This window comes from Tenacibaculum finnmarkense genomovar ulcerans (genome assembly GCF_900239495.1).
GTDB lineage: Bacteria > Bacteroidota > Bacteroidia > Flavobacteriales > Flavobacteriaceae > Polaribacter > Polaribacter ulcerans.
This window is the reverse complement of sequence record NZ_OENE01000015.1, coordinates 380,183-406,580: the sequence shown is the minus strand read 5'-3', so window position 1 is coordinate 406,580 and position 26,398 is coordinate 380,183. Positions and strand designations below refer to the sequence as shown.

23 protein-coding genes are annotated in these 26,398 nt (G+C 31.4%); 8 read left to right on the top strand and 15 right to left on the bottom strand.

Going from position 1 to position 26,398, the window contains the following annotated elements:
• Window positions 1-22 precede the first annotated feature (22 nt).
• The 3 genes from DPIF8902391_RS06910 to DPIF8902391_RS06900 form a co-directional block, all read right to left on the bottom strand.
• The gene (locus tag DPIF8902391_RS06910; protein ID WP_058885847.1) at window positions 23-1,051 is read right to left on the bottom strand and encodes a rod shape-determining protein; all 1,029 of its coding nucleotides are present in this window, start codon (window positions 1,049-1,051) and stop codon (window positions 23-25) included.
• Between the two features lie 84 nt (window positions 1,052-1,135).
• Entirely contained in the window at window positions 1,136-2,662 is a 1,527-nt protein-coding gene (gene purH / locus DPIF8902391_RS06905; RefSeq protein ID WP_172505398.1) for a bifunctional phosphoribosylaminoimidazolecarboxamide formyltransferase/IMP cyclohydrolase, read from the bottom strand.
• Between the two features lie 173 nt (window positions 2,663-2,835).
• The gene (locus DPIF8902391_RS06900; RefSeq protein WP_172505397.1) at window positions 2,836-3,288 is read right to left on the bottom strand and encodes a GAF domain-containing protein; all 453 of its coding nucleotides are present in this window, start codon (window positions 3,286-3,288) and stop codon (window positions 2,836-2,838) included.
• 424 nt (window positions 3,289-3,712) lie between these two features.
• On the opposite strand from DPIF8902391_RS06900, the gene DPIF8902391_RS06895 reads away from it, so the two are divergent.
• From DPIF8902391_RS06895 to DPIF8902391_RS06885, 3 genes are all read left to right on the top strand, one after another.
• Window positions 3,713-4,126, top strand: coding sequence for an HYC_CC_PP family protein (locus DPIF8902391_RS06895; protein ID WP_058885845.1), 414 nt, complete (start codon window positions 3,713-3,715; stop codon window positions 4,124-4,126).
• Window positions 4,127-4,220: 94 nt separating this feature from the next.
• Complete coding sequence (locus tag DPIF8902391_RS06890; RefSeq protein ID WP_172505396.1) at window positions 4,221-6,467, top strand: TonB-dependent receptor; 2,247 nt, start codon at window positions 4,221-4,223, stop codon at window positions 6,465-6,467.
• Between the two features lie 55 nt (window positions 6,468-6,522).
• Entirely contained in the window at window positions 6,523-6,885 is a 363-nt protein-coding gene (locus DPIF8902391_RS06885; RefSeq protein WP_172505395.1) for a heavy-metal-associated domain-containing protein, read from the top strand.
• A gap of 81 nt (window positions 6,886-6,966) precedes the next feature.
• Here the strand turns inward: DPIF8902391_RS06885 and DPIF8902391_RS06880 are convergent, their stop codons facing one another.
• From DPIF8902391_RS06880 to DPIF8902391_RS06840, 9 genes are all read right to left on the bottom strand, one after another.
• Entirely contained in the window at window positions 6,967-7,989 is a 1,023-nt protein-coding gene (locus DPIF8902391_RS06880) for a pseudouridine synthase (protein WP_172505414.1), read from the bottom strand.
• A gap of 44 nt (window positions 7,990-8,033) precedes the next feature.
• Window positions 8,034-8,951, bottom strand: a complete 918-nt coding sequence (locus DPIF8902391_RS06875; RefSeq protein WP_058885842.1) for a geranylgeranylglycerol-phosphate geranylgeranyltransferase — start codon at window positions 8,949-8,951, stop codon at window positions 8,034-8,036.
• 11 nt (window positions 8,952-8,962) lie between these two features.
• A complete protein-coding gene (locus DPIF8902391_RS06870) occupies window positions 8,963-9,889 on the bottom strand; it encodes a mevalonate kinase family protein (RefSeq protein ID WP_058885841.1) in 927 nt (308 codons plus the stop codon).
• A gap of 51 nt (window positions 9,890-9,940) precedes the next feature.
• Window positions 9,941-10,264: a toxin-antitoxin system YwqK family antitoxin gene (locus tag DPIF8902391_RS06865; protein WP_058885840.1), complete on the bottom strand. Its 324-nt coding sequence runs from the start codon at window positions 10,262-10,264 to the stop codon at window positions 9,941-9,943.
• A 13-nt stretch (window positions 10,265-10,277) separates the two neighbouring features.
• On the bottom strand, window positions 10,278-11,363 hold the full coding sequence (locus DPIF8902391_RS06860) for a diphosphomevalonate/mevalonate 3,5-bisphosphate decarboxylase family protein (RefSeq protein WP_172505394.1): 1,086 nt from the start codon (window positions 11,361-11,363) through the stop codon (window positions 10,278-10,280).
• A gap of 126 nt (window positions 11,364-11,489) precedes the next feature.
• Entirely contained in the window at window positions 11,490-12,422 is a 933-nt protein-coding gene (locus DPIF8902391_RS06855; protein WP_172505393.1) for a hypothetical protein, read from the bottom strand.
• 9 nt (window positions 12,423-12,431) lie between these two features.
• Entirely contained in the window at window positions 12,432-13,295 is an 864-nt protein-coding gene (locus DPIF8902391_RS06850) for a hypothetical protein (protein WP_058885837.1), read from the bottom strand.
• A gap of 21 nt (window positions 13,296-13,316) precedes the next feature.
• On the bottom strand, window positions 13,317-14,888 hold the full coding sequence (locus DPIF8902391_RS06845; RefSeq protein ID WP_172505392.1) for a SusD/RagB family nutrient-binding outer membrane lipoprotein: 1,572 nt from the start codon (window positions 14,886-14,888) through the stop codon (window positions 13,317-13,319).
• Window positions 14,889-14,897: 9 nt separating this feature from the next.
• Window positions 14,898-17,987: a SusC/RagA family TonB-linked outer membrane protein gene (locus DPIF8902391_RS06840; protein WP_172505391.1), complete on the bottom strand. Its 3,090-nt coding sequence runs from the start codon at window positions 17,985-17,987 to the stop codon at window positions 14,898-14,900.
• 438 nt (window positions 17,988-18,425) lie between these two features.
• Between DPIF8902391_RS06840 and DPIF8902391_RS06835 the strand changes: the two genes are divergently transcribed.
• The 4 genes from DPIF8902391_RS06835 to DPIF8902391_RS06820 all read left to right on the top strand — a co-directional run bounded on the left by DPIF8902391_RS06835 (window position 18,426) and on the right by DPIF8902391_RS06820 (window position 20,269).
• Window positions 18,426-18,659, top strand: a complete 234-nt coding sequence (locus DPIF8902391_RS06835; protein ID WP_058885834.1) for a hypothetical protein — start codon at window positions 18,426-18,428, stop codon at window positions 18,657-18,659.
• 21 nt (window positions 18,660-18,680) lie between these two features.
• Window positions 18,681-18,983, top strand: a complete 303-nt coding sequence (locus tag DPIF8902391_RS06830; protein ID WP_058885833.1) for a hypothetical protein — start codon at window positions 18,681-18,683, stop codon at window positions 18,981-18,983.
• Between the two features lie 87 nt (window positions 18,984-19,070).
• Window positions 19,071-19,691: a hypothetical protein gene (locus DPIF8902391_RS06825; protein ID WP_058885832.1), complete on the top strand. Its 621-nt coding sequence runs from the start codon at window positions 19,071-19,073 to the stop codon at window positions 19,689-19,691.
• Window positions 19,692-19,822: 131 nt separating this feature from the next.
• Window positions 19,823-20,269, top strand: coding sequence for a KTSC domain-containing protein (locus DPIF8902391_RS06820; protein WP_058885831.1), 447 nt, complete (start codon window positions 19,823-19,825; stop codon window positions 20,267-20,269).
• Window positions 20,270-20,628: 359 nt separating this feature from the next.
• Here DPIF8902391_RS06820 and DPIF8902391_RS06815 read toward each other — a convergent pair whose 3' ends face one another.
• The 3 genes from DPIF8902391_RS06815 to DPIF8902391_RS06805 are packed head-to-tail and all read right to left on the bottom strand — an operon-like array spanning window position 20,629 to window position 24,103.
• A complete protein-coding gene (locus tag DPIF8902391_RS06815) occupies window positions 20,629-21,849 on the bottom strand; it encodes a BaiN/RdsA family NAD(P)/FAD-dependent oxidoreductase (protein ID WP_172505390.1) in 1,221 nt (406 codons plus the stop codon).
• 48 nt (window positions 21,850-21,897) lie between these two features.
• Entirely contained in the window at window positions 21,898-22,827 is a 930-nt protein-coding gene (locus DPIF8902391_RS06810) for a GYDIA family GHMP kinase (protein ID WP_172505389.1), read from the bottom strand.
• 4 nt (window positions 22,828-22,831) lie between these two features.
• Window positions 22,832-24,103, bottom strand: coding sequence for a hydroxymethylglutaryl-CoA reductase, degradative (locus tag DPIF8902391_RS06805; protein WP_172505388.1), 1,272 nt, complete (start codon window positions 24,101-24,103; stop codon window positions 22,832-22,834).
• A 142-nt stretch (window positions 24,104-24,245) separates the two neighbouring features.
• On the opposite strand from DPIF8902391_RS06805, the gene DPIF8902391_RS06800 reads away from it, so the two are divergent.
• Window positions 24,246-26,390 carry a S9 family peptidase gene (locus tag DPIF8902391_RS06800; RefSeq protein ID WP_058886309.1) on the top strand — a complete coding sequence of 715 codons (2,145 nt, stop codon included), beginning with the start codon at window positions 24,246-24,248 and terminating at the stop codon, window positions 26,388-26,390.
• Window positions 26,391-26,398 lie beyond the last annotated feature (8 nt).

The window sequence follows — 26,398 nt, the reverse complement described above, 5'->3', positions numbered from 1 at the left end:
TGCATAAATAATCGTTCAAAATTTATTTGATTAATACAGTTTTGTATTTTTCAAGGTTTTTTAAGGCAATTCCTGTTCCACGTACCACAGCGCGTAACGGGTCTTCGGCAACATAAACAGGTAAATCTGTTTTACGAGATAAACGCTTGTCTAAGCCACGAAGCATAGAACCTCCACCGGCTAAATAAATACCACTATTATAAATATCGGCAGCTAATTCAGGTGGTGTTTTTGATAAAGTTTCCATTACCGCATCTTCAATACGTAATATTGATTTGTCTAACGCCTTGGCAATTTCTCTATAAGAAACCTGTACTTGTTTTGGTTTTCCGCTTAATAAATCACGCCCTTGCACCATCATATCATCAGGTGGACTTTCTAAATCTTCGGTAGCAGAACCTATTTGTATTTTAATTCTTTCGGCAGTAGTTTCTCCTACGTATAAATTGTGCTGTGTGCGCATATAATACATAATGTCGCTGGTAAATAAATCACCCGCAACTTTTACAGATTGGTCACAAACAATACCCGCAAGTGCAATTACTGCAATTTCAGTAGTACCACCACCGATATCAATAATCATGTTTCCTTTAGGCTCCATAATATCAATACCAACACCAATAGCAGCTGCCATTGGTTCAAAAATTAAATAAATTTCCTTGGCATTCATATGACGACCCGAATCAATAACAGCACGTTTTTCAACCTCTGTAATTCCTGAAGGAATACAAATAACCATTCGTAATGAAGGTGGAAAAAGTTTCTTTTTGATTGCCGGAATTTGCTTTACAAATTCTTTAATCATTTCTTCGGATGCCTGAAAATCTGCAATTACGCCATCTTTCAACGGACGAATTGTTTTTATGTTTTCATGAGTCTTCCCCTGCATTCTGCTAGCTTCATGACCGGTAGCAATAATTTTACCCGTCAATCGGTTACGTGCAACAATAGAAGGGTTGTCAATGACAACCTTTCCATTGTGGATTATAAGTGTATTTGCAGTACCTAAATCGACTGCAATATCTTCCGTCATAAAATCGAAGAATCCCATATAAAGTCCGTTGTTTTTTACTTGTTTTTAATGTAATCTCACAAATTTAATGAAAATCTGCGGGTAATTTACATTGAATATAAATTAATGTTTAAAATGTCTTATTCCTGTAAAAACCATAGAAACATTGTTCTCATTACAGTAATCGATACTTAATTGATCTTTAATTGATCCTCCTGGCTGAATTACACTTTGTATTCCTGCATTTTTTGCAATTTCTACACAATCAGGGAAAGGGAAAAAAGCATCACTTGCCATTACCGCTCCGTTTAAATCAAAATTGAACGTTTTTGCTTTGGTAATTGCTTGTGTTAAGGCATCAACTCTACTTGTTTGACCTGTTCCACCAGCTAACAATTGCTTGTTTTTTACTAAAATAATAGTGTTCGATTTGGTGTTTTTACATAGTTTAGAGGCAAATAACAAGTCATCTAACTCATTTTCTGATGGTTTAGTATTTGTAGGATACGATAAATGTTCTAATTTATCGGTAATCATATCTTTATCTTGTACTAAAACACCATTTAAAGCCGTTCTAACGGTTTGTGTAGGTAAAGCAGTTTCTTTTTGAATTAACAATACCCTGTTTTTCTTCCCTTTTAAAATAACTAAAGCATCATCATCAAAAGAAGGCGCGATTACTACTTCACAAAATAATTTATGAATTTCTTGGGCAGTAGCTTTATCTACGTTAGTGTTTGAAATTAAAACACCACCAAAAGCAGAAGTAGGATCACCCGCTAAGGCATCGGTATATGCTTGATAAATAGTATCTCTTTGTGCAAAACCACAAGCATTATTATGCTTTAAAATAGCAAATGTTGGCGCTTCTCCTTTAAATTCGTTGATTAAAGCAACTGCTGCATCAACATCTAATAAATTGTTGTAGCTTAATTCTTTTCCGTGTAATTTATCGAACATTGCGTCTAAATCACCAAAGAAATACCCTTTTTGATGTGGGTTTTCACCATATCTTAAAGTTTTAGAAGTGGTTTCACTTGCTTTGTAAACAACTTCATCTTCATTAAAATAATTAAAAATAGCGGTATCGTAATGAGAAGAAATATTAAAAGCTTTAGCAGCTAATTTTTTTCTATCAGAAATTGTAGTTGTTCCGTTACTTTGAGTAATCGTATTTAAAAAACCTTCGTACTGTTCCATTGATGAAACAATTACCGTGTCTTTAAAATTCTTTGCCGTTGCACGGATTAATGAAATTCCTCCGATATCAACTTTTTCAATAATATCTTGTTCAGGAGCTCCAGAAGCTACTGTTTTTTCAAAAGGATATAAATCAACTATTACTAAATCTAATTGAGGAATATTATATTCTTTCATTTCAGCAATATCACCATCATGGTCTTGACGATTTAAAATACCTCCAAAAACCTTTGGATGTAATGTTTTTACACGTCCACCTAAAATAGAAGGGTACGAAGTAACCTCTTCAACAGGTACTACATTAATACCTAATTCTTTTATAAAAGTTTCTGTTCCACCTGTAGAGTAGATAGTTACGCCTAAATCATTCAGTTTTTTTACCACTGGTGCTAATCCATCTTTGTGAAATACTGAAATTAGGGCAGACTTGATTGTTTTTGTATTGCTCATTGTTGTTGTGTTGTTAAGCACGCAAAGCTACTAAAACGCTAATGGTTACGCAATAAATATTTGGGATTGTTACCAAACAAAAACACCTCAAAAATTTGTGTCAATTTTGAAGTGTTTTTTAGCATTAATCCTGTTTAAAAAAGCAGTTTAAAAAGGCACTAAATGTTTTTTCTTTAGATAAATAAAGCCACTTTTTTACAGGTATATTCTAACAAAGATTCATCATTGGCAGTAAAAGGATTTACGGTGTGCGAATCAATATCAATTTGTCCGATGTTTTGATTATCAACAAAAATAGGAATCACAATTTCCGATTTCACTTTCCATCCACAAGAAATATAATTGTCTTGGTCTTGCACATTTTGCACTACAAAGTTTTCATTGCTAACCGCCACTTGCCCGCAAATTCCTTTTCCGAAAGGAATAATGGTATGATCGGTAGGTTCGCCATTAAACTGTGCTAATTTTAGTTCGTCTTTATCGCCGTTTTTAAAATAGAATCCAACCCAGTCATAATATGAAATTTCTGAAGCTAAATAATCACAAATTTCTTGTAATTTTTCTTCTTTAGAATTGTTGTTTTCGGCAATGATATCAATGTTGTTTTTTAATTCGTGTAGGTTCATTATTTAAATTTTTAATATCTTTTTAAATTCGATTTTATCTTTGCAAATTAAAGAAATACTTTTTTTAGAGCTTGTTTAAAAATTAAATAAGCTGTCAGTTCGAGTGATTTTTTTTCTTCAAAAAAATTGTATCGAGAACTTTTTTAACCTCAAAATAAATTAAGATAAAATAATTCAAATTCTCGATACAATTTTAATTCCTTTTAGTCATTAAAATCACTCGAATTGACAAGAATCTATCAAAAAAAACTAAAAATCACGGCAAATCAGGATGCGAAACTGAAATAAATTCAGTTTGATGGATTCGATTTCTTATTTTTCTGATATAAAACTTATTTTTAATAAAATTTAAACAGGCTCTTAAAAATAGCTTTAACAATTATTTACAAAAATAGCTTTTTAATTTTTCGTATCTTTGTTTACAATGAACCAACTATTTACAAAAATAGCAACCATTATATTAGCTTTGCTAGTATTGATTTCTACCTTTTCATTTACGGTAGAAAAACATTATTGTGGTGATTTTTTAGTAGATATTTCTTATTTAGGTGAAGCGGATAATTGCGGTACATTAGTAACTGAAAATACTTGTGAAACGTTAATTAAAAAAAAGAAATGCTGTAAAGATGAGCGCTATCAAATTGATGGGCAGGACGATTTACAAAAAGTTTCTTCTACTAAAATAAGCTTTGAAACCGTAACGTTATTTGTTGCTTTTCACGCCTCTTATCAATTGTTATTTCAAGAAATTGAAACGCAATTAGCAACACATCAATATTATTTACCTCCTGATTTAATTACTGACATTCAGGTGCTTCACGAAGTTTTTATTATATGATTTAGCATTTTTTTTAAGTATTTACGGCATTTTAATGTATTAAATGCCTTATAAATACGCCATAAAATTTTGTCGAATTTAATAATATAAAATTATGAAAATAAATATACTCGGTATTTTTATACTGATTTCTGCTGTTGTCTTTTCTCAAAATGAGTTTAAAGGCATGATTATGAACAAAGATAATCCAAAAAATAATTTAGGTGTTTACGGTGCAAATATCCATTGGTTAAACACAAATATAAGTGTTACAACTAACGAAAAAGGCTGGTTTACGATACCTTATAAATCCGAATACAAAAAATTAGTAATTAGTTTTGTCGGCTATAAAACTGATACAATTACTGTAAATAATTTAAAACCAATTCATCATTTTTTAACGGAAAGTAACAATTTAAATGAAGTAATTGTTACATCTAAAAAAAGTGCGACTCAAAAATCCTATTTAACATCGCAAAATTTAGTAACCATTAATAGTGCCGAATTATTAAAAGCAGCTTGCTGTAATTTGGCTGAAAGTTTTGAAACAAACCCATCGATTGATGTTAATTTTTCGGATGCTCTAACAGGTACAAAACAAATTCAAATGTTGGGTTTAACAAGCCCGTATTTGTTAATAACTCAAGAAAATATTCCATCTATTAGAGGTGCATCGCAAGCATTTGGGCTTTCTTTTACACCAGGAACTTGGGTCGAAAGTATTCAAATAACCAAAGGAGCAGGAAGTGTTGTTAATGGATATGAAAGTATTTCTGGGCAAATAAATGCCGAATTGGTAAAACCGTTTACAAACTATCGATTTTTTGCAAATATTTATGGCTCAGCAGGAGCAAGGCTAGAGTTTAACACGCATTTTAATAAAAAAGTAAGCGATAAATGGCAAACAGGGTTTTATATCCATGGAAATTCTAGAAATCAGAAGTTTGATAAAAATGACGATGGTTTTTTAGACAATCCGCTAGCAAAACAAGTAAATATCATGAATCGCTGGCAATATGTCGATGCTGAAAAAGGATGGATTAGTTTTGTCAATTTTAGATATTTAGAAGATAAAAAACAACTAGGACAACTAGCGTTTAATCCTGATACCGACAAAGGTTCTACTACTGTTTGGGGAAGTGAAATTAACACAAATCGTTTTGATGCTTCGGCTAAATTAGGCTATGTTTTTCCTGATTTGCCTTTTCAAAGCATGGGTTTTCAAGCGGCTTATAGCAATCATAAACAAGATTCTTATTTTGGGTTAAGAGATTATAATATTGAGCATCAAAGTTTTTATAGCAACCTTATTTTCAATTCAATTATTGGTGATACTCGCAGTAAATTTAAAACAGGGATCAATTTTACGTATGATGCTTATGATGAATTTATAAAAGTAAGCAACGCTCAAAATTTTGATAGAAAAGAAAATTCTTTAGGTGCTTTCTTTGAATATGCGTATGATAATTCTGAAAATTTGAGTATTACCGCTGGTTTAAGAATTGATACTCATAATTTATTAGGAACTTTTTTAACACCACGTTTACACATCAGATATACGGCTTGGGAAAAAGGAGTTTTTAGAGCGTCGGTAGGAAGAGGGAAAAGAACTGCGAATATTTTTGCCGAAAATCAACAATTATTTGCCTCATCAAGAGCTTTAAAAATAGAAAATCAAGGCGAAGAATTATACGGTTTAAATCCTGAAACGGCTTGGAATTATGGGCTGTCTTTTTTACAAGGATATAAATTATTTGGTAAAAAAGGAGATGTTACTTTTGATTTTTATCGAACAGATTTTCAAAATCAAGTTGTTGTTGATTGGGAAAATCCGCAGGAAATAGCCTTTTATAATTTAAACGGAAAAAGTGTTGCAAATAGCTTTCAATTAGAAGTAAATCAAAATATAATTCCTTTTTTTAATACTCGTTTTTCGTATAAATACTATGATGTAAATACTGATTTTAAATCAGGGAATTTAAACAAAGCTTTACAAGCTAAACATCGATTTTTTGCAAATGTATCGTACGAAACACCTAAAAAAGAAAATCAAGCACATTGGAAATTTGACGCAACCTATAATTGGATAGGCGAGCAACGATTGCCAAACAGTCAAGTAAATTCAGTAGTAAATCAGCCTAAATATTCAGAAAGTTACAATTTAGTAAACGCACAAATAACCAAGGTGTTTTCAAAGAAGTTTGAAATTTATGTAGGAGCAGAAAATATAACAAATTACAAACAACAAAACCCGATTCAAGGAAGTGAAAATCCGTTTGCTGCAAATTTTGATACCACCATTATATATGCGCCCATATTTGGAAGTAATTTTTATGCAGGTTTACGATTTAAAATAGAGTAGCCTAAATCAAAAGCGATTAAAACGAAATTATAAAATAAAAATAAAACAATTTAAGATGAAAAAAATAGCAATAGTATTCGTAATTTTATTAATGAGTGTGTCTTTATCGGCACAAAAAAAGAACAAAAATGCTAAAATTTCTTTAGAAGTTGATGGCGTTTGTAAAATGTGTAAAAATCGAATTGAAAAAGCCGCTTTAAACTGTAAAGGTGTAAAATATGCAAATTGGAACGTGAACACACATGAGTTAAAATTAATTATTAATCAGCGTAAAACCGATGTTGCTACTATTGAACAAAATATAGCCAATGCAGGGCATGATACCAAGGCGATAAAAGCAAGTTCGGAAGCTTATAATGATTTACACGGATGTTGTAAATATAGAAATGAAGAAATTCAAGACGATCATAATAAATAGTGAAAAAACAGTAATAACAAGTCAAAAAAAACCCGAATTTTACATTCGGGTTTTTTATTAAAATATGTTTTAAAGCAATATTTATAACATTTTTAAAGTGTTTACTTCTTGCTCGGTTAACTCACGCCATCTACCACGAGGTAAATTACGCTTGGTCATTCCTGCAAAAATAACACGGTCTAGTTTTGTAACTGCATATCCGAAGTTTTCAAATATTTTACGTACAATTCTATTTCTTCCAGAGTGAATTTCAATACCAACTTCGGTTTTTCTTTCACCTTCTACATAAGAAACGGCATCAATAAAAACTTTTTTACCTTCAATAACAACGTCACTACGTAATTTGTCTAAATCAGAAATTGATAATTTCTTATCTAAAGAAGCGTGGTATAATTTACGCACGTTATGTTTTGGATGTGTTAATTTTTTAGCCAACTCACCATCGTTTGTAAATAATAATAAACCAGTGGTGTTTCTATCCAATCTTCCAACAGGATAAATACGTTCTTTGGTCGCATTATCTACAAGTTCCATTACTGTTTTACGCCCACGCTCATCTTCCATGGTCGTAATATAGTTTTTAGGCTTGTTTAATAAAATATAACGCTTTTTTTCGATTGAAATTAAAGTACCATCAAAACGAACTTCATCGGTAGGTTGTACCTTGTAGCCCATTTGTGTCATTAATTTTCCGTTTACAAAAACACTTCCGTGTTCAATATATGTATCGGCTTCTCTACGAGAACAAATTCCTGAGTTAGAAATGTATTTATTTAAACGAATCCCTGCAGTGTCATCTTTGCATACTTGCTCAGGGGCTGGTTTTCTGGCATCACTTCTAAATTGTTTTTTGTTATCCGAAGAACTAGTTGCAAATCTTGGCTTTTCTGATGATTTTCTAACAGGTCTGTCCGAAGAAGTTCTATTTCTGTCAGATGATCTATCAGAAGAAGATCTGTTTCTTTCTGAAGAACCACTGTTTCTATCAGAAGAACTTCTGTCCGATCTAGAAGATGTTCTATTTCTGTCAGATGATTTTTTTTCACGAGGATTGCTGTTCTTGTCAGCCTGTCGTCCTCTCGACGAGTTTTTTGAGTTCATAATGTATTTTTAAAAAGGGTGCAAATATAGGTTAATTATATGATTTTTTAATCTAAAGCAGTAACTACTTTATCTAAAATTAAAGTCTTATCAATAAAAAGTAAACTAAATACGCCTATTAATAATAATACTTTTAATATGTTGTGTAACAGACGGTATTGGTTTGTTTTGCTTGCCTTCCAGGTGTAAAAACCAATAAATATTAAAACAAATGCGGCTAAATAGAAATAATATTTCATGTATTCAATAGCGGGATAATTAAATAAAATACAAATAGGGGCAAGGGTTAAAAACATTAATAAAATGATTAATTTTTTGGTGTTTTTTTCGCCATATTTTACAGGAAATGTGTTGTAATTATTAATAATAGCGCCTTTAATGTTTTCTAAATTTTTAATCAATTCACGAATTAATATAATTAAAAATAAAAAAATAGCATGTACAAAAATTACTTTTGAAAAATTTTTATAATGTACAAAAAGCACAAAAAAAGGAAGTATGGTTAAGGTAGTAACGCTTATTAAGCCTGTAAAAGGATGTTTTTTAAGCTTATGAGAATATAGCCAAATACTAAATATATAAACAGCAAAAAAGAAGGCGGCTCTCCAAGAAACTAATAATCCGAAGCCAAAACCTGTAAAATTTAAAAAAAAATAGAGCGATAATTTCGTTTCTTGTTTTACGTAAGAATCTAAGCTTGTTTTTATGGGGCGATTTATTTTATCAGCATTTTTATCATAAAAATTATTGATAATATAGCCTGCCGCAACCACACAAATAGTGGCAATAACTAGGTATAATAAATGCCAGTCAAAAAGTACGGGTTTGATTGATTTTTGATCAGAAAAAATAAAAATAGCAGCCAAATACTGGGCTGCTATTAGTACTAATATATTATAACCTCTAACTACTGATAGAAGGCTGAATAGTTTTTTTACAATTATTTTTGCTGATAGCCTATCCATAAAAATACATCTTAAAATCGATACACTAATTCTAATTTATAGTCTTTTAAGCTTGTTTTTGCTTTTTCATAATCTTCGGTAAATCCTAAAATATAACCACCGCCACCAGAACCGCAAAGTTTTAAGTAGTATTCGTTGCTTTGAATTCCTTTTTCCCAAATTTTATGAAATGCCGTAGGAATCATCGGTTTGAAATTTGTTAAAACAACTTTTGATAATTTTTTAACATTGCCAAATAACGATTTTACGTTTCCTTGTAAAAAATCATCAATACAAGCATCGGTATGTAATGAAAATTCTTCACTTAGCATTTTTCGAAATCCTTCGTTTTTCATCTTGTTCATAAAGATGTTAACCATCGGTTCGGTTTTTCCTGCTTGCTCAGAATCTAATAAGAAAACAGCGCCTTTTCCTTGTTTTTGAGAAGGAATCCCGGCAGCTTCAATATGTTCTTTCGAGTTGATTAAAATTGGCAAACTTAAATACGAGTTTAACGGGTCTAAACCAGAGCTTTTTCCGTGGAAAAAAGATTCCATTAATGAAAAAACTTGTTTTAAAACTAATAATTTATCACGGGTTAAGTTTTCTAAAACGGTAATTTTATCAGCGGCATATTTATCGTAAATAGCGGCAACTAAAGCACCAGAACTTCCAACGCCATAGCCTTGAGGAATAGACGAATCAAAATACATTCCTTTGTCAATATCATTTTTAAACGATGCTGTGTCAAAACAAACAATATCAGAATTTAGCGTACTTAAATATTCTTGAAACTTTGCTAAATTAGCGTTTGATTTTTGAGCTTCCCCTGTTAAGGTATTGGCTGATTTTAATACGCCTTTATAAGAATTAAAAGGAATTGCCAAGCCTTTTGAGTCTTTAATAATTCCGTATTCTCCAAAAAGTAATATTTTTGCGTAAAATAAAGGTCCTTTCATAGCTGTTTTAATTACTTTGCAAAAGTACAGGTAAAACGGTTAGTTTACAAACTAGTACACGTTTTTGTAAAAAGTTTTCCAAACCCCTATTTTTTTGTTGTTTCGGTACTTTCCTTTGGTTTTTATTTTGCCGTTTTTGTAAAAGGTTTTCCAAACGCCTTGTTTTTGATTGTTGTTATATTTTCCTTGCTCTAAAAGCTGACCTGTTTTATAAAATGTTTTTAGCGTGCCTTTAAATTCTTGAATACTGTAATATTCATGATTTCCTTTAACGGTTTCTTGCTTGTTTTTATCGAGCCAAATTGTTTTTTGAGCGCTAACAGCAGTGCTTAATAAGCTCAAAAATAACAGGATTATTATTGTTGATTTTTTCATGTTTTTTGATCAATTAAGCATGTATTTCCTTAGCTCCCAAACCTACATAATCTGTAATATACTGATTTTTTTGGCAATAATCGGCTAGCTTATTTTTGATAAACAGCTCCACATTTTTCTTTTCGTTTTCAGGATATAATATATGAACATTTGCCCCAGCATCTAAAGTAAAACAGATATTGCTATTATTTTGGGCTCTATATTCCCAAATTTTATTGATAACTTCAAGCGTATTTGGTTTCATCAATATAAAATACGGGTTGCTAGTAAGCATCATTGCGTGCAAGGTTAACGCCTCGCTTTCTACTAAAGTGATAAATTCGTTGGTCTTACCGTTTTGAAGAATTTCAGATAATTTCGACAGGTTTTCATTTGCTTGTATAAAACGCTGTTCGGCGTAGGGATGCTCGTGCATTAAATTATGCCCAACAGTAGATGAAACTTGTTTTTCGCCTTTATCGACCAATAAAATGGTGTCGCAATAATTTTCAAAAATAGGATGTACTTTGTAAGGAAATTTAACGGCAAATAAATCAGAACTTCCTTCAATTTGAGGATGTTTTCCCCAAACTACTAATTTTCCTTCGATGCTTCTACTAGCGCTTCCTGAGCCTAAACGGGCTAAAAAAGAGGCTTTTTTATGGATGAAACTGGCAGTTAAAGCAGGGTTTAAGGCTTTTTCTAAGCTCAATAAACACATGGCAATTGCCGACATTCCACTTGCTGATGATGCAATTCCGCTACTGTGAGGAAATGAATTTTCAGAAGAGATAATCATTTTATAGTCTAAAATATACGGGCAGTATTCTTGTATTCTTTCAAAAAATTTAGCGATTTTCGGTTTGAAATCTTCTTTCTTTTTTCCTTCGAAAAATAACTCAAAAGTAGGGGTATTGCTTTTTGCTATTTTTTCAAACTCAATAGTTGTAATGGTATGGCAATTATTTAGCGTAAAACTGATAGACGCATTTTTAGGAATTTGCGGTTCGCTTTTTCCCCAATATTTTACCAGAGCAATATTACTAGGTGTTTGCCAAGTGTAAGTGGCTTTTTGAATTGTTTCTGTTACTTTTTTTGAAATAAAATCTGCTGTATTCAATTTTGTTGCTATTTATAACAAAGATATGTTTTGTAGCAGTTATTTGAAAATAAAAAAAGGCTGTCTTTTTAAAGACAGCCTTTTTAGTAATAAATAAAATATATTAATTCAAATAATTATATACTATTATTTAGTAGTATCTACTAAAACTTTTCCATTAGCATCTTTTACGATATAAGTAGAATCGTCGTTTACAGTTACAGTTCCTGCATCTACCATTTGATCCCAAGCACCGTTTGCAGTACTAAAAGTTAAATTTACAGAATTAGATGCTTTCTTCGCTACACCCATACTAAAAGGAACAGTTAAATTAACAACTGGATCTCTAGGAAAATCACCATAACCTCCAATGTATCCTTCAATAGTATATTCACCACTTTTTAAAGTGTTTGCATTTAACGTGAATTTTGAAGAACAGTCATCTTGAACAGGATCAATATAAGTACCATCAGCACTTACTAAGTATAAGTAAAATTCAACTCCTGCTTCACATAAATCAGTTCCGTTTGGTCCTAATACACTTTCGTGGTTTATAGCTAAATCTAAAGTAGGAATATCTTTAATTGTAATAGGTATAAAAATAGGATTTCCTTCTTTGCTTGTTTTCACACGATTGTATGTGTGATCTTCAATACGTAATACATGTTTCTCATTACCTTCACTATAACTATCTACAAGAGCTGAAATATTAAGCTCTACTTCTGTAGCATAAGCAGGAATTCTTAATTCAAAACCTCGACCCTGCTCAAGAGATGAAGATGTTTGATCTTGAATGTTTAAAGAAAAATCTTCTAAAACTTGGTTGTTTTCTTCATCATTTTCAGCCCCTACTAAAGAAACTAATAAGATAGAAGGTTCAATAATTGCTTTATCAAGGGTAAATTTAATAGTAGCATCTTTCCCTTCTTCTATCTGTAAAGAAGATACAGAAGCAGTAGCAATAGGTCTTCTATCTTCTGTTGTTAACATGCCTGTTTCTGTGAATTCTGGATCACATGACGCCATAGCTAGTGCAATAAGTGCTAGCGAGGCTGTTTTATATAAAATATGTTTCATCATTATTTTAATTTATTTTTTAGTATATGTACTTTTTACCTTACGAAATTTCCCATCAAAAACAACTTTGTATTCAATAGTAATATTTCCATCTGCATCAACTTTACCTGCAGGTGTTGATTCATCACCATCTAAAGATTGAACTACATTACCCCAGTAACCCCCTAGTTGTTGGTCTTTAATAAATACTTCACCACAAATAACTTCAAATACATAACCATCATAATTAGCAGGAGGGCTTAAATCACCTACTCCCCATCTAAAAGTTGTTGCAGTTCTGTATAAGTTAGGAGTTCCATCGTGTAAAACAATAGGCTCATTAGGGTAATCTCTTAATGTTGGAGATCCGTCGTATTCAGCACCTACCATTTTATTATCGTAAGTAAAATCTTCAAGAGTAGCTTTACATCCAACAAAAGTTATTGCAATTTGGTTGTTATTAGATCCTATTACAACATTATTACCTTGTTCAATGCTAATTTCTAAAACTACTTTAGAAGGAACAGATAAATTTAAAGAACCTGTATTTACGGTTAAAGGGATTAGCGCAAAATCATCACCTGCTTTAAGTGTAACTTTTTTAGTCTCTAAAGAAAATTCAGTACCTTCTGTTGCTGAAGATTTATCTGCAAGAACCTTAATTGTTACCTCTAAATCTTCTTTCAAGAATTGACCATCTCCTCCTCCTAAGAATTTAACGGGAACTACTGATACTACAGGTCCTTTATCTTCAAAATGAGAAATTGTTTTAGCTCCTTCAAAACCTACGATGTAGGCTCCGTTTTTATCTACACTAGTAAACTCTTGATCTTCTTGACATGCAGAAAAAGCAAGTAGCGCTACTATAAAAAATAGTGTTATTTTAATTGTTTTCATTTTTTTTCTAATTTTAAAAAATTATTTTGTAGTATCCCAGAATATCGTTTTGGTAAAAATATCATTTTGAGACACCCCTTGATCAGTTACATTAGCAGTGTTACCTGAGTATTCCGAATCTGGATAAGGAAAACGATTTGGTTTTTTATTACTAGTTGCTCTTAAAGGCATTGGTGTAACAGGAAATCCGGTACGGCTATACTCAATAAAAGATTCAATAGCATTTACACTATTTAAAGCAATCCATTTTTGAGTCATAATTGCTTCTATTTTATTCGTAGAAGCATCCCAACCTAATTTATTAATTGTGCTAATTTGAGACATGTAAGCTTCAATTTCGTCACTAGTAATACCGTGGTGACTAAGTGATTCTCTAACACCACTTTCAAATAATGCCTTAGCATCTCCTGAAATTAATCCTTTAAAGGCAGCTTCTGATTGTAAGAATAATGATTGTGCCGAACTAATTAAAATACCATTAGCTTCAGCGCCTCCTTTAAAAGGAATTGCTCCAATACTAGATACTTTTTTAGGCGACTCTGCTTTTAACGCACCTTGCTTAATACCTGCATATTCGTCATCTCCAGCATCATTTTTAAAACTATTATAAAGTGTTTTTAATCGAGGGTCAGCAACTCCTGTTAAATTTCCATTTAAAAAATTAATAGCATGCTCAGCAGCAGCAGACTGTGCGTACCAACTGTTGGTTTTTCCTTCAGAATCGTGAAAACGATTATAAAACGGGCTGTTTTTGTCTTCGTTAGAATTGTTAAATCCTGGGTTTATAGTAACAGTTTCTCCTGCACCAATTAAACCTCCATTTTGAGTTAAACTAGCCTTTTCTTTATTGATATAAGCTACTGTTTCAGCATCCGTTAAATCAGACTGTCTTACTAAAAGACGTAATTTAACGGTGTTTGCTAATTTAACCCACTTGGTCATGTCTCCTTGATATACAATATCTTGAGATATACTTGGGGTTATTACAACACCAGTTTCTTTATCTGTTTCTTCTGCTGTACTAGGAATGTTAGAAAGAACAGGGTCTGCATTATTAATTAAAGAAATCGCTTGGTTTAAGTTAGCAACTAATGCACGATAAATTTCTTTCTGATCATCGTAAGCTGGCGATAAGTTTTTACCTCCTTTAAAAGCTTCAGAATAAGGTACGTTACCCCATAAATCAACAATTGTTTGCATGTAAAAAGATTTATTAATTAAAGCAATTGCTTTATAATAATCATCTACACCAGGCGTACTTGTTTGAATAATATTGTCTAATTCAGAAACTCCTAAATACATAGAGTTCCATAACCAAGAAACATCACCAGTTTTAATATCTAACTTAGTCCATGGGTCATAAGCTCCTGTAAAGTTAAGAATGTTACCAGACCAACTCCCCATTAATACGTTTCCGTAAATGTTTCCATTTACAACTTTTCCTGAATAAGAATCAAGTAAAGCAGCTGGTAATTGAATTCCTTTTGTTACTTGTGTAGGATTGTTTAAATCCGTATTTACATCTAAGTAATCAGAACATGCCCCTAATGAAAGAACGGCGGTTCCTAATAATATATTTCTAAATAATTTCATAATTTAATTTTATAAAGATAAGTTAACACTAAGCCCATAATACCTTGTAGGAGGTAATAAATCATACCTTGCAGCTCCACCAGCATTTGCTGAATTATCACCACCTGTAGAATTATACTCAGGATCTGTAAAACCTCTGTTTTCTTTAGATAAGATAACAAAAGGATTTCTTGCGCTTAAACCTATCTGTAAAGTACTAACTCCTGTGTTTTTTAAGAAGTCTTTTGGCATATCATAGCTTAATGAAATTTCACGTACTTTTAAAGCAGTTGCATCTAAAACAAAGTTCTCTTGTGTATCGTTAAAACTACCTGTGTAGTAATTTGTAATAGAATTTGAAGTTGTTCCTCCAGTAATAACGTTTGTATTAGGAGTGAATTTTCCGTCGGCACCTTTTATTACAGAGTTAGGGTATATAAAACCTTTACGACCCGATTGAATTGTTTCAACAGCTAAACCGTTTCTTGATAATTCTTGTTTTACACTACTGTAAATACTATGTCCTGTTCTATAATCAAGTGTTGTTGATAAAGAAAAGTTTTTATAGTTAAAACTAGAAGATAATCCTAAAACATAATCAGGAGTAACTTTTCCTAATACTACTTTAGCATCTGTTTGTAAAGGGTTTCCTGTATTAGCATCTATAATAACTCTTCCTTTGTCGTCTCTTTGGTAAGCAATACCTTTAATTAAAGGGAATTCTTGTCCTTTTTGGGCTACAATATCAACAGAATTATCGTTAGAAATTACAACTTCGTCTAATGAATCTGAAATTTTATCAACGACAGTTTTATTTGTTGAGTAACTAGCTCTAAGATCCCAACGGAAATCTTCAGTTTTAACAGGAACGAAACCTAAATCAATTTCAAAACCAGTAGAAGAAGTTTGTCCAATATTAATACCTGCGGTTGTAAGACCACTCGCTCTAGATGCAGCAACCTGAACAACTTGATCAGTATTTTTAGATGAAAACACACTTGCATCTAAAGTAATACGACTTCTATATAAATCTACATTTAATCCAAATTCATGAGAAGCTGTAAACTCAGGTGTTAAGTTAGGGTCTGTAATAGTTCTGTCAGGACGAAAAGAAGTAACAGTTCCATAAGGAAAAGCATCTGGCTTTTCATAAATAGCATTAATAGCATAAGTACCTGCAGCGTCATTACCAACTTTTACGAAAGAGTATGATAATTTCATTTTGTTTAATACATCATTTTTTAAACTAGGAAATGCTTTTGTTGGTACAAAAGATACCCCTGCTGATGGATAAAAGAATGAATTGTTATCTTTCGATAATTTAGATGTCCAATCATTTCTACCTGTAAGGTTTAAAAATAAATAATCTCTAAAACCGAAATCAAAGTTTCCAAAAACACCAAAAGCTCTTCTTAAATATTTAGCATCAGTAACTGAAGGAGCAGAAGCACCAGAAGCGATATTTGCTAAAGATTCAATAGCTAAATTATCAACTGATGAATATAAATATTTACGGTTAAATTCTCTAATATCACCACCAATATTTGCTTTAAAAGTAATATCTTCTGTTAAGTTATAGTCAAAATTAAATTTATAGTTACTATAAACTTCTCTTGTTGTTCTGTTACGAGTAGAAAAAGTTGAAGAAGCTGTTCTGTCACCTACTTGTACTGTTGGCTCGTTAAAAGCGTTTCTTTTGTACTCTTTATTTGTTTGACGGAAAACAGCATTTCCTAAAACACTAAAGTTAATATTATCATTAATTTCATAACCTAAGTTTATAGAGGTATTAATAATATCACTTTTAGTGGTAGATCTTACATTGTCTAATACCCAAGAAGGGCTTAAATAATAAGAGTTCCAGTGACGTGTATTTCTTTCATCACCTTGAAGATCTTTAAAACGATTAACATCTATATTTGTAGGTGTTTGTAATAAAGCTCCATACACAGAGTTATCACCACGAGCAGTTTCTGAACTTGCTACTTTTTCACTATCAACAATATAAGAAACAGCACCATCTACGGTAAGTTTCCCTACTTTTTTACCAGCTTTAAAATTAAAAGAACTACGCTTATATTTTTCATTAGGTATAATAGAAGTTACATCTAATAAACCAGCTGAAAAGTTTACATAACCATCTGCTAAACTACCCGTTGAAAGACCAATATTATGTTGTCTTTGAAAACCTGTGTTAAAAAAATCGTTAATGTTATCAGGGTTTCCTACGTATGGCGCATACATTTGCTCAAATCCAGGAGCAGCTACACCAACTGGTTGTATAGAACCATCAAATGCAGGACCCCATCCACCATTTTCACCTAAGTTAATTCCTTGACCCCAACCTTGACCGTAAGTAGTTTGTCTTTCTGGTAAATATGCTAATTCTTGAATTTGTACAGAAGTACCAATTGTTACTCTAAATTTACCGTCATTATTTCCTTTTTTAGTAGTAACGATTAATACCCCGTTACTTCCGTCAGAACCGTATAAAGCAGCACCATTTGCACCTTTTATAACGTTTACACTTTCGATAGATTTAGGATCTAAAGCGTTTAATACAACACTAGAAGAAATAGCACCATCAATTACGATTAAAGCACTGTTGTTACCAGTTAAAGATCTATTACCACGTAATCTTAAATCAAAAGTTGGTTTTGCACCTTGACTTGTTGTGTTAATTTGTAAACCAGATACTTTACCAACTAAACCTTGAGTAACCGTAGGTACTTCAGCTTTGGTAATTTCGTCTGCTTTTACTACTTGATTTGCCGTAGTAATTTCATCTGATTTTCTTTTAATCCCTAAAGCAGTAACTACAACTTCGTTTAATAAGTTTGCATCATCAGCTAGTACGACATTAATTTTGTTAGAAGCTCCTACTGTTTTTACCTGTGTAGCTTTACCTACAAAACTAAAAACAAGGATGTCATTTTGTTTAGCGTTAATTGAATAATTACCATCAAAATCAGTTTCTACACCAGTAGTGGTTCCTTTAATAATAATACTAACTCCTGGAAGTCCTCCAGATTCATCTGAGACTACCCCAGATATCGTTTTTTCTTGCGCAAATGTAAACTGCGATACAAGAAAAAGTAGCCATAATAATGTTACTCTCATGTTAAAAAAATTTAAATTATTTACTCAAATAACTTAAATAATATAGCTGTTACCTAATTAATATCAATAAAGTACCTGTATGAGGTAAAAATGTATATATTAATGAGCATTTTTGAGAAAAATTTAACAGTTTCCTTGTGACTTAATAAAAAAAAGTAGTTAGTGTTATTTTAAAATTATTTTTTTAAAGCTTGACTTTCTTTTTTTTGATTAAAATAGTAGTGTTTAATTTTTGAAAATTAACTAAAATTCCTAGCCCCGATTGTAGCAATTGTTTGAGCTCTTTTTTATTTTTTTCTTTTGAAAAATAAAAAAAGCGAGTGCGAAAAGCGGGAAATAGCTTCAAAAAATTATTAAATTTAAACAATAAAATTATTTTTTAATCGGTTTCTAGCATCTAAATAAGTATTTTTGTTTTGTAACAATAGTACAAGATATATGAGCAGGAAAATAAAACTACTTTGGGATTTTAAAGGACCAGATGGCTTAGCCACGGCAAAGCATCATTGCATTCATTTAAAAGAATTTGCGCAAATAGATGGTTTGGAGTATGATCAGGTAAATCACCAAGAATTGAATCCTATGCACAGTATTGCTTTTATTGTTGTCGCTGAAAATGATATGAAAATTTTTAGAGATGCTTTAAAGCCTCACCGAGGAGAAATCGCTTAATTTAACTTAAAAAATAAAAATATGTTTTTAATAAATGCTTTAGCAAAACCAAAGAAATCATCAGAACATTATGATAAAGTTGTAGGGGCTTATGTAAGTTTGTATATCGATTATAAAGATATTTCAGGCGCTCTTGAACTTGCAAAATATTATATAAAAGATGAAGGATGGAAATTAACAGAAATAGAGGAGGAGTATTTTACACTCGATTCGATAAATGATGTTGATCAAGAACAAAAAGAATTATACGAAGAAGCGGTAGAATACGGCTATACAATTGTATTTAACTGTTACCAGGAAGAAGGAGAAGAGGAAGAAGAATAATTTTTGCTTTGGTTCGTTTGTGTTTTATAACCGCAAGCGAACCAAAATAATCTTCTTTTATTAGCTGCTTAATTAAGTTGTATATTTATGAAGCGTAGTGTTATTTTTAGGGTTCTTTTTTTGCTATCGATTAGTGGGTTTAGTCAGCATAAATTTACTAGCTATTCGGCACATAGATCAATCACAACGGCAATTCGTATAAACAATGAAATTATTGCTGGCAGAACGGCTTTTTTTGAAAAACAATCACAAGAAAAACCATTGATGTTTCAGCATACGAAACTGAAAATTGCTGGGCTAAATAAAGTATCTAATATTTTATCAAAATACATAGAAACGCTTCAGAAAGAAATAAATACAGAGCAAATTTTATACAATATGTTGGCTGAAGATGCATATAAAAAAATACTTTTTACAAGTAATAATGAGTTGAGTTTTAAAGGAAGGAAACTAAAATTAAAAATAGATGATTTATATGCCTTTGCAGTAAAAATGAATGGGCACAAATTATCGCAATTAGACAATTTTTATAAAGATTATTTTAAAACAGATACCATTTATTATGATTTTGAAGAAAATCAATTAAATTATTTTGAGTATCATTTTACCGATAGATCTAATTATGGTATTATGATGGCATTAAATTGCTTGCTTTTAGAGGTGAAAACATTTCAGTTATTGTATTACGGTACGGTTATGAGTTATTAAATTAGGAATTGTTTTTGAAGTATTTAGCATGAATTTTTCCTAAAAAAAATAAAAAATTTTAAATTTTAACAGCTTTGCGCCTCATATTCAGATAATTTGAGTAATTTCGCGGGCTAAATTATTTCATACAGATGAAACGTATAAAAGAATATAAGAAGCTTTTTAAGGTAGAAGGTCCTATAGTTTTAAAAGAATTAAAAACCACTTACCGTGGATTGGTAAAAGAGTGGCATCCAGATAAATTTCTAGACGAAGAAAAGAAATTAGAAGCAGAAGAAGTAAGTACTCAAATTATTGATGGGTATCATTTTTTAGTAAGTATTGCTCCTGAAACGAAAGAGGCTCATGCTGAAGAATATAAAGCGACTATTACAGAATCAAGAGTTGCTGATTATCAACATAAAAGTATGTCTTTAGAGGTTACTTTTACTGATGGTAATACGTATGAATACTTTGGTGTTAGTAAGAAATTATTTATCAAATTTGTAAACGCAAAATCGATAAATAACTTTGGAAAAAGAAATATTTTTAATTCTTTTACTTACAGAAAATCGAAAAAAGCAATGGCGAACGCTTAAAAATTTGCTTTAACACTTCGTTGTTAATTTATATAAAAAAAGCCTTTTTCAAATTTGAAAAAGGCTTTTTTATTGTTTTATAGCTTGTTTAAGTTTTAAAAAAGTGTTTTTCAAAAGAGATAAACGTCAAACTGAATTTATTTCAGCATCGCATCCTAATTTGCCACAGTTATTAGCCTTTTTTTGATGACTCCTGTCAATTCGAGTGATTTTAATGACTAAAAAGAATTAAAATTGTATCGAGAATTTGGATTTTTATATGTTGATAAATTTTATACTAAAAAAGTTCTCGATACAATTTTTTTGAAGGAAAAAATAACTCGAACTGACAGTTTATTTAATTTTTAAACAGGCTCTAATTATTCCGCAATACTTTTGGCACAAATATAAGCACCTGTCCACGCATTTTGAAAATTAAATCCGCCAGTAACAGCATCAATATTTAAAACTTCACCAACCATAAATAAGTTTTTATGTAGTTTACTTTCAAAACGTTTAAAGTTAATTTCTTTCAAATCAACGCCTCCAGCAGTTACAAATTCATCTTTAAAAGTGGTTCGCCCGTTGGCGTTAAACAATCCTTTTGTTAATTGCGTTGCTAAATTCTCTAACTGCTTATTGCTTAAATCTCCCCAGTTTTGGGTTGTTTTTACTTCGGATGCGCTTACAAAACGTTCCCATAAACGACGAGGTATATCAGCAAATGGCGATTTTAAATGTATTTGTTTTCTTGCTTGAGAACTTTTTAAAGCAGATAATTCGTCTAAAACATCCTCAAAATCTTGTCCTAACCAATTTACTAAAACATTATATTGATAATTTTTATCAGCTAAAATACGTGCTCCAAAAGCTGATAGTTTTAAAATTGCAGGACCACTTAATCCCCAATGTGTAATTAATAAAGGTCCTGAGTTTTCTAAATTTGTTCCTACTAATTTTACATCAGCATTTGGAACAGATATTCCGCCTAAATCTATAATTCTTTTATCTTTGATATTAAAAGTAAATAATGAAGGCACAGGTTCAACAACTGTATGCTCTAAAGTTTTACATAAATCCCAAACTTTTTTAGAACTACCAGCCGCAATTACTAAATAATCGGCTTCAAATTGTTGTTCTTTTGTGTTTATCAGCCATTTTCCACCCTCTTGTTCGGTTTGTTTTTCAACAGAATTTACACCGTGATTTTTTAAGACTTTAATTCCTAATTTATCAATAGAATTTTGAAAACAATCAATAATTGCTTGCGAAGTATTTTCTTCAGGAAAAACTCTGTTATCATCTTCAATTTTCAACGGAACGCCTCTGTCGTCAAACCACTGAAAAGTATCGCCTGTCATAAATTGATGAAAAGGACCTAAAAGTTCTTTTTCTCCTCTTGGATAAAATTTTACTAATTCTTTGGGTTCAAAACAAGCGTGTGTAACATTACAGCGTCCGCCACCAGAAATTTTTACTTTTTGTAAAACCTCTTTTCCTTTTTCAAGAATGGTAATATCTAAATCAGGATTTTGTTCTTTTGCATTAATTGCTGTAAAATGTCCTGCAGCACCGCCACCTATAATAATTACTTTTTTCATTATTTATTTTTATCCGTTTGAATAATTTTGATATTTTTCTGAAAACTATTATAAAACCATTTTTTGATAAGGAACAATTGTATCATATCCTTTATCTTCGAAATAATTTACTGTGTTTTCATTTCCTGTAGCTAAAACAAAATCGCCACCCCAAGCACCTAAGCTTTTTATTTCGCCAAAATAATCTGGGAAAAGTCGTTTTTTTACAGGTGTTTGTTTAATAATTGAACTGATTATTTGTTCGTGTTCAACGATTATTTTATTGATGTTTTTAGTAGAATCTGCCTTTAAAAATGCTTCTGTTAAATCGTTTATTTCAGGAATTAATTTTTTAGCACTTTCTCTGTGTTCTTTATATTGTGCAATTCCTTCTCGGCTATTTTGTTTTTGATTTAAATAGATAAAAAATAATTCATCTGCAAAACGAGGATTGAATTCCACTTTTGATACAACAGGTTTTTTTGCTAATAATTGATATAAAATCGGTGTATTATTACTTGCACAAGCAATATCATAACCACTTCCTGAAAAGGCATTTTGCAACAAAATAAACGGATTTACTTTTGCCCAAGTTGCTATATTATTTATCAACGTTGATGAACTTCCTAATCCCCAATTTTGAGGAAAAGTTAAGTTTGTTTTTACAAGATAACCGTTTTTATCGCTTAGAAAATCAGGATTTAATTTTTTAGCTTCTTGTAAAATATCTGATAAAGTTTCGGCAATAAATTCGGCACTTCCTTGTTTATCAGAATGAAAAGTGGCAGAGGTTAGTCGTAATTTTGGCAAATCGAAAGTAGCTTCAAACCAGCATTCGCCAGTATTGGTAAAACTTCCCCAAATAAGCTGTGGTTCTTTAATGGGTTCAACGGTTAAATCTTGCCCAAATTTAGTAGGAACAGCCAACGATGTTGCGCCGTCTAAAACAAGATATTCACCTGTTAATAATAATTTTCCGTTGCTGTAAAATGTATCCAAAATTTTAGTTTCTTAATTCGTTAACTTTAGCAACTACCGCGCTATGAGAAACAGTTTTGTTATCAAAATAAGTGCTAACAATTTCTTTTTCTTCGGATGTTGCTTCTAACTGATTTAAAATATTCTGCAAGTGCATTTTCATGTGTCCGTGCTGAATTCCTTTGGTTGTTAAAGCACGTAAAGCGGCAAAATTTTGAGCTAATCCTGCAGTTGCAACAATTTCCATTAATTGTTTTGCTGAAGGTTTTTGCATCATATCTAACGATAATTTTGCCATCGGATGCAAGCCCGTTAAACCGCCAACAGTTCCAAGAGCAAGCGGAATTTCAATCCAAAATTTAAAGATTCCGTTTTTAGTTTCGCAATGTGTTAAACTTCGGTATTGTCCATCTTTTGAAGCATAGGCATGTGCGCCCGCTTCAATAGCTCTAAAATCGTTTCCTGTGGCTAAAACCACCGAATCGATACCATTCATAATTCCTTTATTATGCGTAACGGCTCTGTAAGGTTCTATTTCAGCAATTTTAACAGCTTGTTCAAATTTTTGAGCAAATTTCTGAGGGTTTTCTCCGCCTAAATCTTCAATTTTACAAGAAACTTCAGCTCGAACCAAACACTGTGGAACATAATTCGATAAAATACTCATTACAATTTCTATATCATCTTTTTGAAAAGTTTTTGCAATAGCTTCCAAACAAGAATTGATAAAGTTTGCACCCATGCTATCTTTTGTTTCAAAAGCGACATGAAGTTGGTAGTAATTAGCAAGTTTATCGGTTTTATCAATCAATTGAATATCTAAAATACCGCCACCACGCTTTTCCATGTTTTTGGTGATCGAAGCCGTTGCGCTATATAAAGCTTGTTTTTGTTGCTCAAAATAAGTTGTCAACGCTTTTTTATCGCCTTGATACATAAAATGTACCTGCCCGATTTTTGTGGTAGAAATAACCTGGGTTTTAAAACCACCACGAGTACTCCAATATTTTGCAACTAACGATGCCGCCGCAACAACAGAACTTTCTTCAACGACCATCGGAATTACATAATCTTGCCCATTGATGATGAAATTTGGCGCAATTCCGTAGGGCATATAAAAGTTAGAAATGGTGTTTTCTATAAAATCGTCATGTAGTTGTTGTAGCTTTTGATCTACATTCCAATATTGTTTTAATGTTTGTGTAATTTCAGGTTGGTTAGAAAAATAATTTTCTGTTAACCAAGCTATTTTTTCTTCTTTGGTAAGTTTAGAAAATCCAGCAATAATTTTAGACATTCTCATTTAATTTTAGGTGCTTCAAAGATAAATGAATCCTATTAAAATAGGCTGCTTATTTAGTATTTATGATTTTTTTGACACGTTTTTCGCTGATTTTTCCGTAAACTTGGCAAACTTTTCAGATAAACAACAATCTAACATGAAAAAAATACTACTACTTTTTATAGGATTATCTACATTATTGCAAGCGCAAAAAAAAGATATTTCCTTAGAAGATATATGGAGAAAAGGCACGTTTAGAGCTGATTACATGAATTCATTAAATTCAATGAATGATGATTTTTATTCCTTATTGAATACTGAAAATGGAAATTCAACCGTAGATAAATACAGTTACAAAACTTTAGAAAAGGTTGAAACTATCGTAAACGGTGCTAATTTAAACGGTTTAAAAAGATTTGACTCTTATAGCTTTAATAGCGATGAAACAAAACTTATTTTAGGAACTAATTTTAAGCCTATTTTTCGTCATTCTTTTCTAGGAACATTCTATATGTATGATATTGCTTCAAAAACATTGAAGTTAATTGGAGAAGATATTCAACGTCCTACTTTTTCGCCAGATAGTAAAAGAGTAGCGTATGCAAAAAACAACAATTTATTTATTAGAGATTTTTCAAACAATACGCTTGTTCAGGTTACAAACGATGGTGAAAAAAATAAAATTATCAACGGTATTACCGATTGGGTTTACGAAGAAGAATTTGCTTTCGTAAGAGCTTTCGATTGGAGTGCGAATGGTAATCATCTTGCTTTTTTACGTTTTGATGAAAGTGCTGTTAAAACATTTTCAATGGATGTGTACGGAAAAGAGAAATATCCTACGCAACACGTTTTTAAATACCCGAAAGCTGGGGAAGATAACGCCAAAGTAACCTTACATATTTATACGCTAAGTACTAACGGAACAGCAAAAATGATTTTTGGTGATTATGAATATATTCCAAGAATCAACTGGACAAAAGACGATAATATTTTAGCAGTTCGTACTTTAAATCGTCATCAGAATGATTTAAAAATGTATTTTATCAATGCTAAAACCTACAATACTTCATTAATTTTAAATGAAAAAGATGCTGCTTATGTAGCGGTAAATGATGATTTAACTTTTTTAGATGATAATAGCTTTATTTGGTCTAGTGAAAAAGATGGTTACAATCATATGTATCATTATAATAAAAAAGGGAAGTTAATAAACCAAGTAACTAAAGGAAATTGGGAGGTAACAAATTACTATGGTTTTAATGCTGATAAAAAAACAATTTATTACCAATCGGTTGAAAATGGATCAATAAATAGAGGTGTTTATAGTGTTTCTTTATCGGGTGAAAATAAAAAAATATTAAGTAATCCTTCAGGAACAAATAATGCTTCTTTTAGTAAAAACATGAAGTATTTTATCAATACTTTTTCGGATGCAACTACGCCAAGAGTTTATTCTTTAAGAAACGATGCAGGAAAAGTATTAAAAACAATTAAAGACAACGCTGCTTTAAAGCAAATAGTTTCAACATATAATTTAAGTAAAAAAGAGTTTTCGACCATTAATGTAAACGGAAACGACTTAAATATGTACACGATTAAGCCTGCTAATTTTGATGCAAATAAAAAATATCCTGTATTAATGTATCAATATTCAGGACCTGGTTCTCAAAGTGTAAAAAATAGCTGGAATAATTCAAACGATTATTGGCATCAAATGTTAGCACAAAGCGGTTACATAGTTGTTTGCGTTGATGGTAGAGGAACTGGTTTTAAAGGTAGAGATTTCAAAAAAGTTACCTATTTAAACTTGGTAAAATACGAAACGGAAGACCAAATAGCAGTCGCTAAAAAATTAGCTAATTTACCGTATGTTGACGAAAAAAGAGTAGGTATTTGGGGTTGGTCATTCGGTGGACACATGAGTACGAATTGTATTTTAAAAGGAAATGATGTTTTTTCAACAGCAATCGCAGTAGCACCTGTTACTACTTGGCGTTTTTACGATTCTATTTATACCGAGCGTTACATGCGTACTCCTGAAGAAAATCCTACAGGTTATGATGCAAATTCTCCTTTAAATTACCCAGAATTATTAAAAGGAAAGTACTTATTAATCCATGGAACAGGCGATGATAATGTACACGTTCAAAATGCATACAGAATGGCGGAAGCTTTAATTCAAGCTAATAAGCAATTTGAATGGGGAATGTATCCTGATAAAGATCACGGAATTTACGGTGGTAATACTCGTTTGCATTTATACACGAAAATGACAAACTTTATTAAAAATAATTTATAAAATAAATA

Excerpts from the sequence above, each read along its gene's own strand:
- DPIF8902391_RS06825 (WP_058885832.1), top strand. The coding sequence starts at position 19,071 with ATGAAGCGTAGTGTTATTTTTAGGGTTCTTTTTTTGCTATCGATTAGT.
- DPIF8902391_RS06895 (WP_058885845.1), top strand. The coding sequence starts at position 3,713 with ATGAACCAACTATTTACAAAAATAGCAACCATTATATTAGCTTTGCTA.
- DPIF8902391_RS06875 (WP_058885842.1), bottom strand. The coding sequence starts at position 8,951 with ATGGATAGGCTATCAGCAAAAATAATTGTAAAAAAACTATTCAGCCTT.
- DPIF8902391_RS06820 (WP_058885831.1), top strand. The coding sequence starts at position 19,823 with ATGAAACGTATAAAAGAATATAAGAAGCTTTTTAAGGTAGAAGGTCCT.
- DPIF8902391_RS06870 (WP_058885841.1), bottom strand. The coding sequence starts at position 9,889 with ATGAAAGGACCTTTATTTTACGCAAAAATATTACTTTTTGGAGAATAC.
- DPIF8902391_RS06835 (WP_058885834.1), top strand. The coding sequence starts at position 18,426 with ATGAGCAGGAAAATAAAACTACTTTGGGATTTTAAAGGACCAGATGGC.
- DPIF8902391_RS06890 (WP_172505396.1), top strand. The coding sequence starts at position 4,221 with ATGAAAATAAATATACTCGGTATTTTTATACTGATTTCTGCTGTTGTC.
- DPIF8902391_RS06800 (WP_058886309.1), top strand. The coding sequence starts at position 24,246 with ATGAAAAAAATACTACTACTTTTTATAGGATTATCTACATTATTGCAA.
- DPIF8902391_RS06850 (WP_058885837.1), bottom strand. The coding sequence starts at position 13,295 with ATGAAAACAATTAAAATAACACTATTTTTTATAGTAGCGCTACTTGCT.
- DPIF8902391_RS06830 (WP_058885833.1), top strand. The coding sequence starts at position 18,681 with ATGTTTTTAATAAATGCTTTAGCAAAACCAAAGAAATCATCAGAACAT.
- DPIF8902391_RS06855 (WP_172505393.1), bottom strand. The coding sequence starts at position 12,422 with ATGATGAAACATATTTTATATAAAACAGCCTCGCTAGCACTTATTGCA.
- DPIF8902391_RS06815 (WP_172505390.1), bottom strand. The coding sequence starts at position 21,849 with ATGAAAAAAGTAATTATTATAGGTGGCGGTGCTGCAGGACATTTTACA.
- DPIF8902391_RS06865 (WP_058885840.1), bottom strand. The coding sequence starts at position 10,264 with ATGAAAAAATCAACAATAATAATCCTGTTATTTTTGAGCTTATTAAGC.
- DPIF8902391_RS06885 (WP_172505395.1), top strand. The coding sequence starts at position 6,523 with ATGAAAAAAATAGCAATAGTATTCGTAATTTTATTAATGAGTGTGTCT.
- DPIF8902391_RS06900 (WP_172505397.1), bottom strand. The coding sequence starts at position 3,288 with ATGAACCTACACGAATTAAAAAACAACATTGATATCATTGCCGAAAAC.
- DPIF8902391_RS06910 (WP_058885847.1), bottom strand. The coding sequence starts at position 1,051 with ATGGGATTCTTCGATTTTATGACGGAAGATATTGCAGTCGATTTAGGT.
- DPIF8902391_RS06845 (WP_172505392.1), bottom strand. The coding sequence starts at position 14,888 with ATGAAATTATTTAGAAATATATTATTAGGAACCGCCGTTCTTTCATTA.
- DPIF8902391_RS06840 (WP_172505391.1), bottom strand. The coding sequence starts at position 17,987 with ATGAGAGTAACATTATTATGGCTACTTTTTCTTGTATCGCAGTTTACA.
- purH (WP_172505398.1), bottom strand. The coding sequence starts at position 2,662 with ATGAGCAATACAAAAACAATCAAGTCTGCCCTAATTTCAGTATTTCAC.
- DPIF8902391_RS06805 (WP_172505388.1), bottom strand. The coding sequence starts at position 24,103 with ATGTCTAAAATTATTGCTGGATTTTCTAAACTTACCAAAGAAGAAAAA.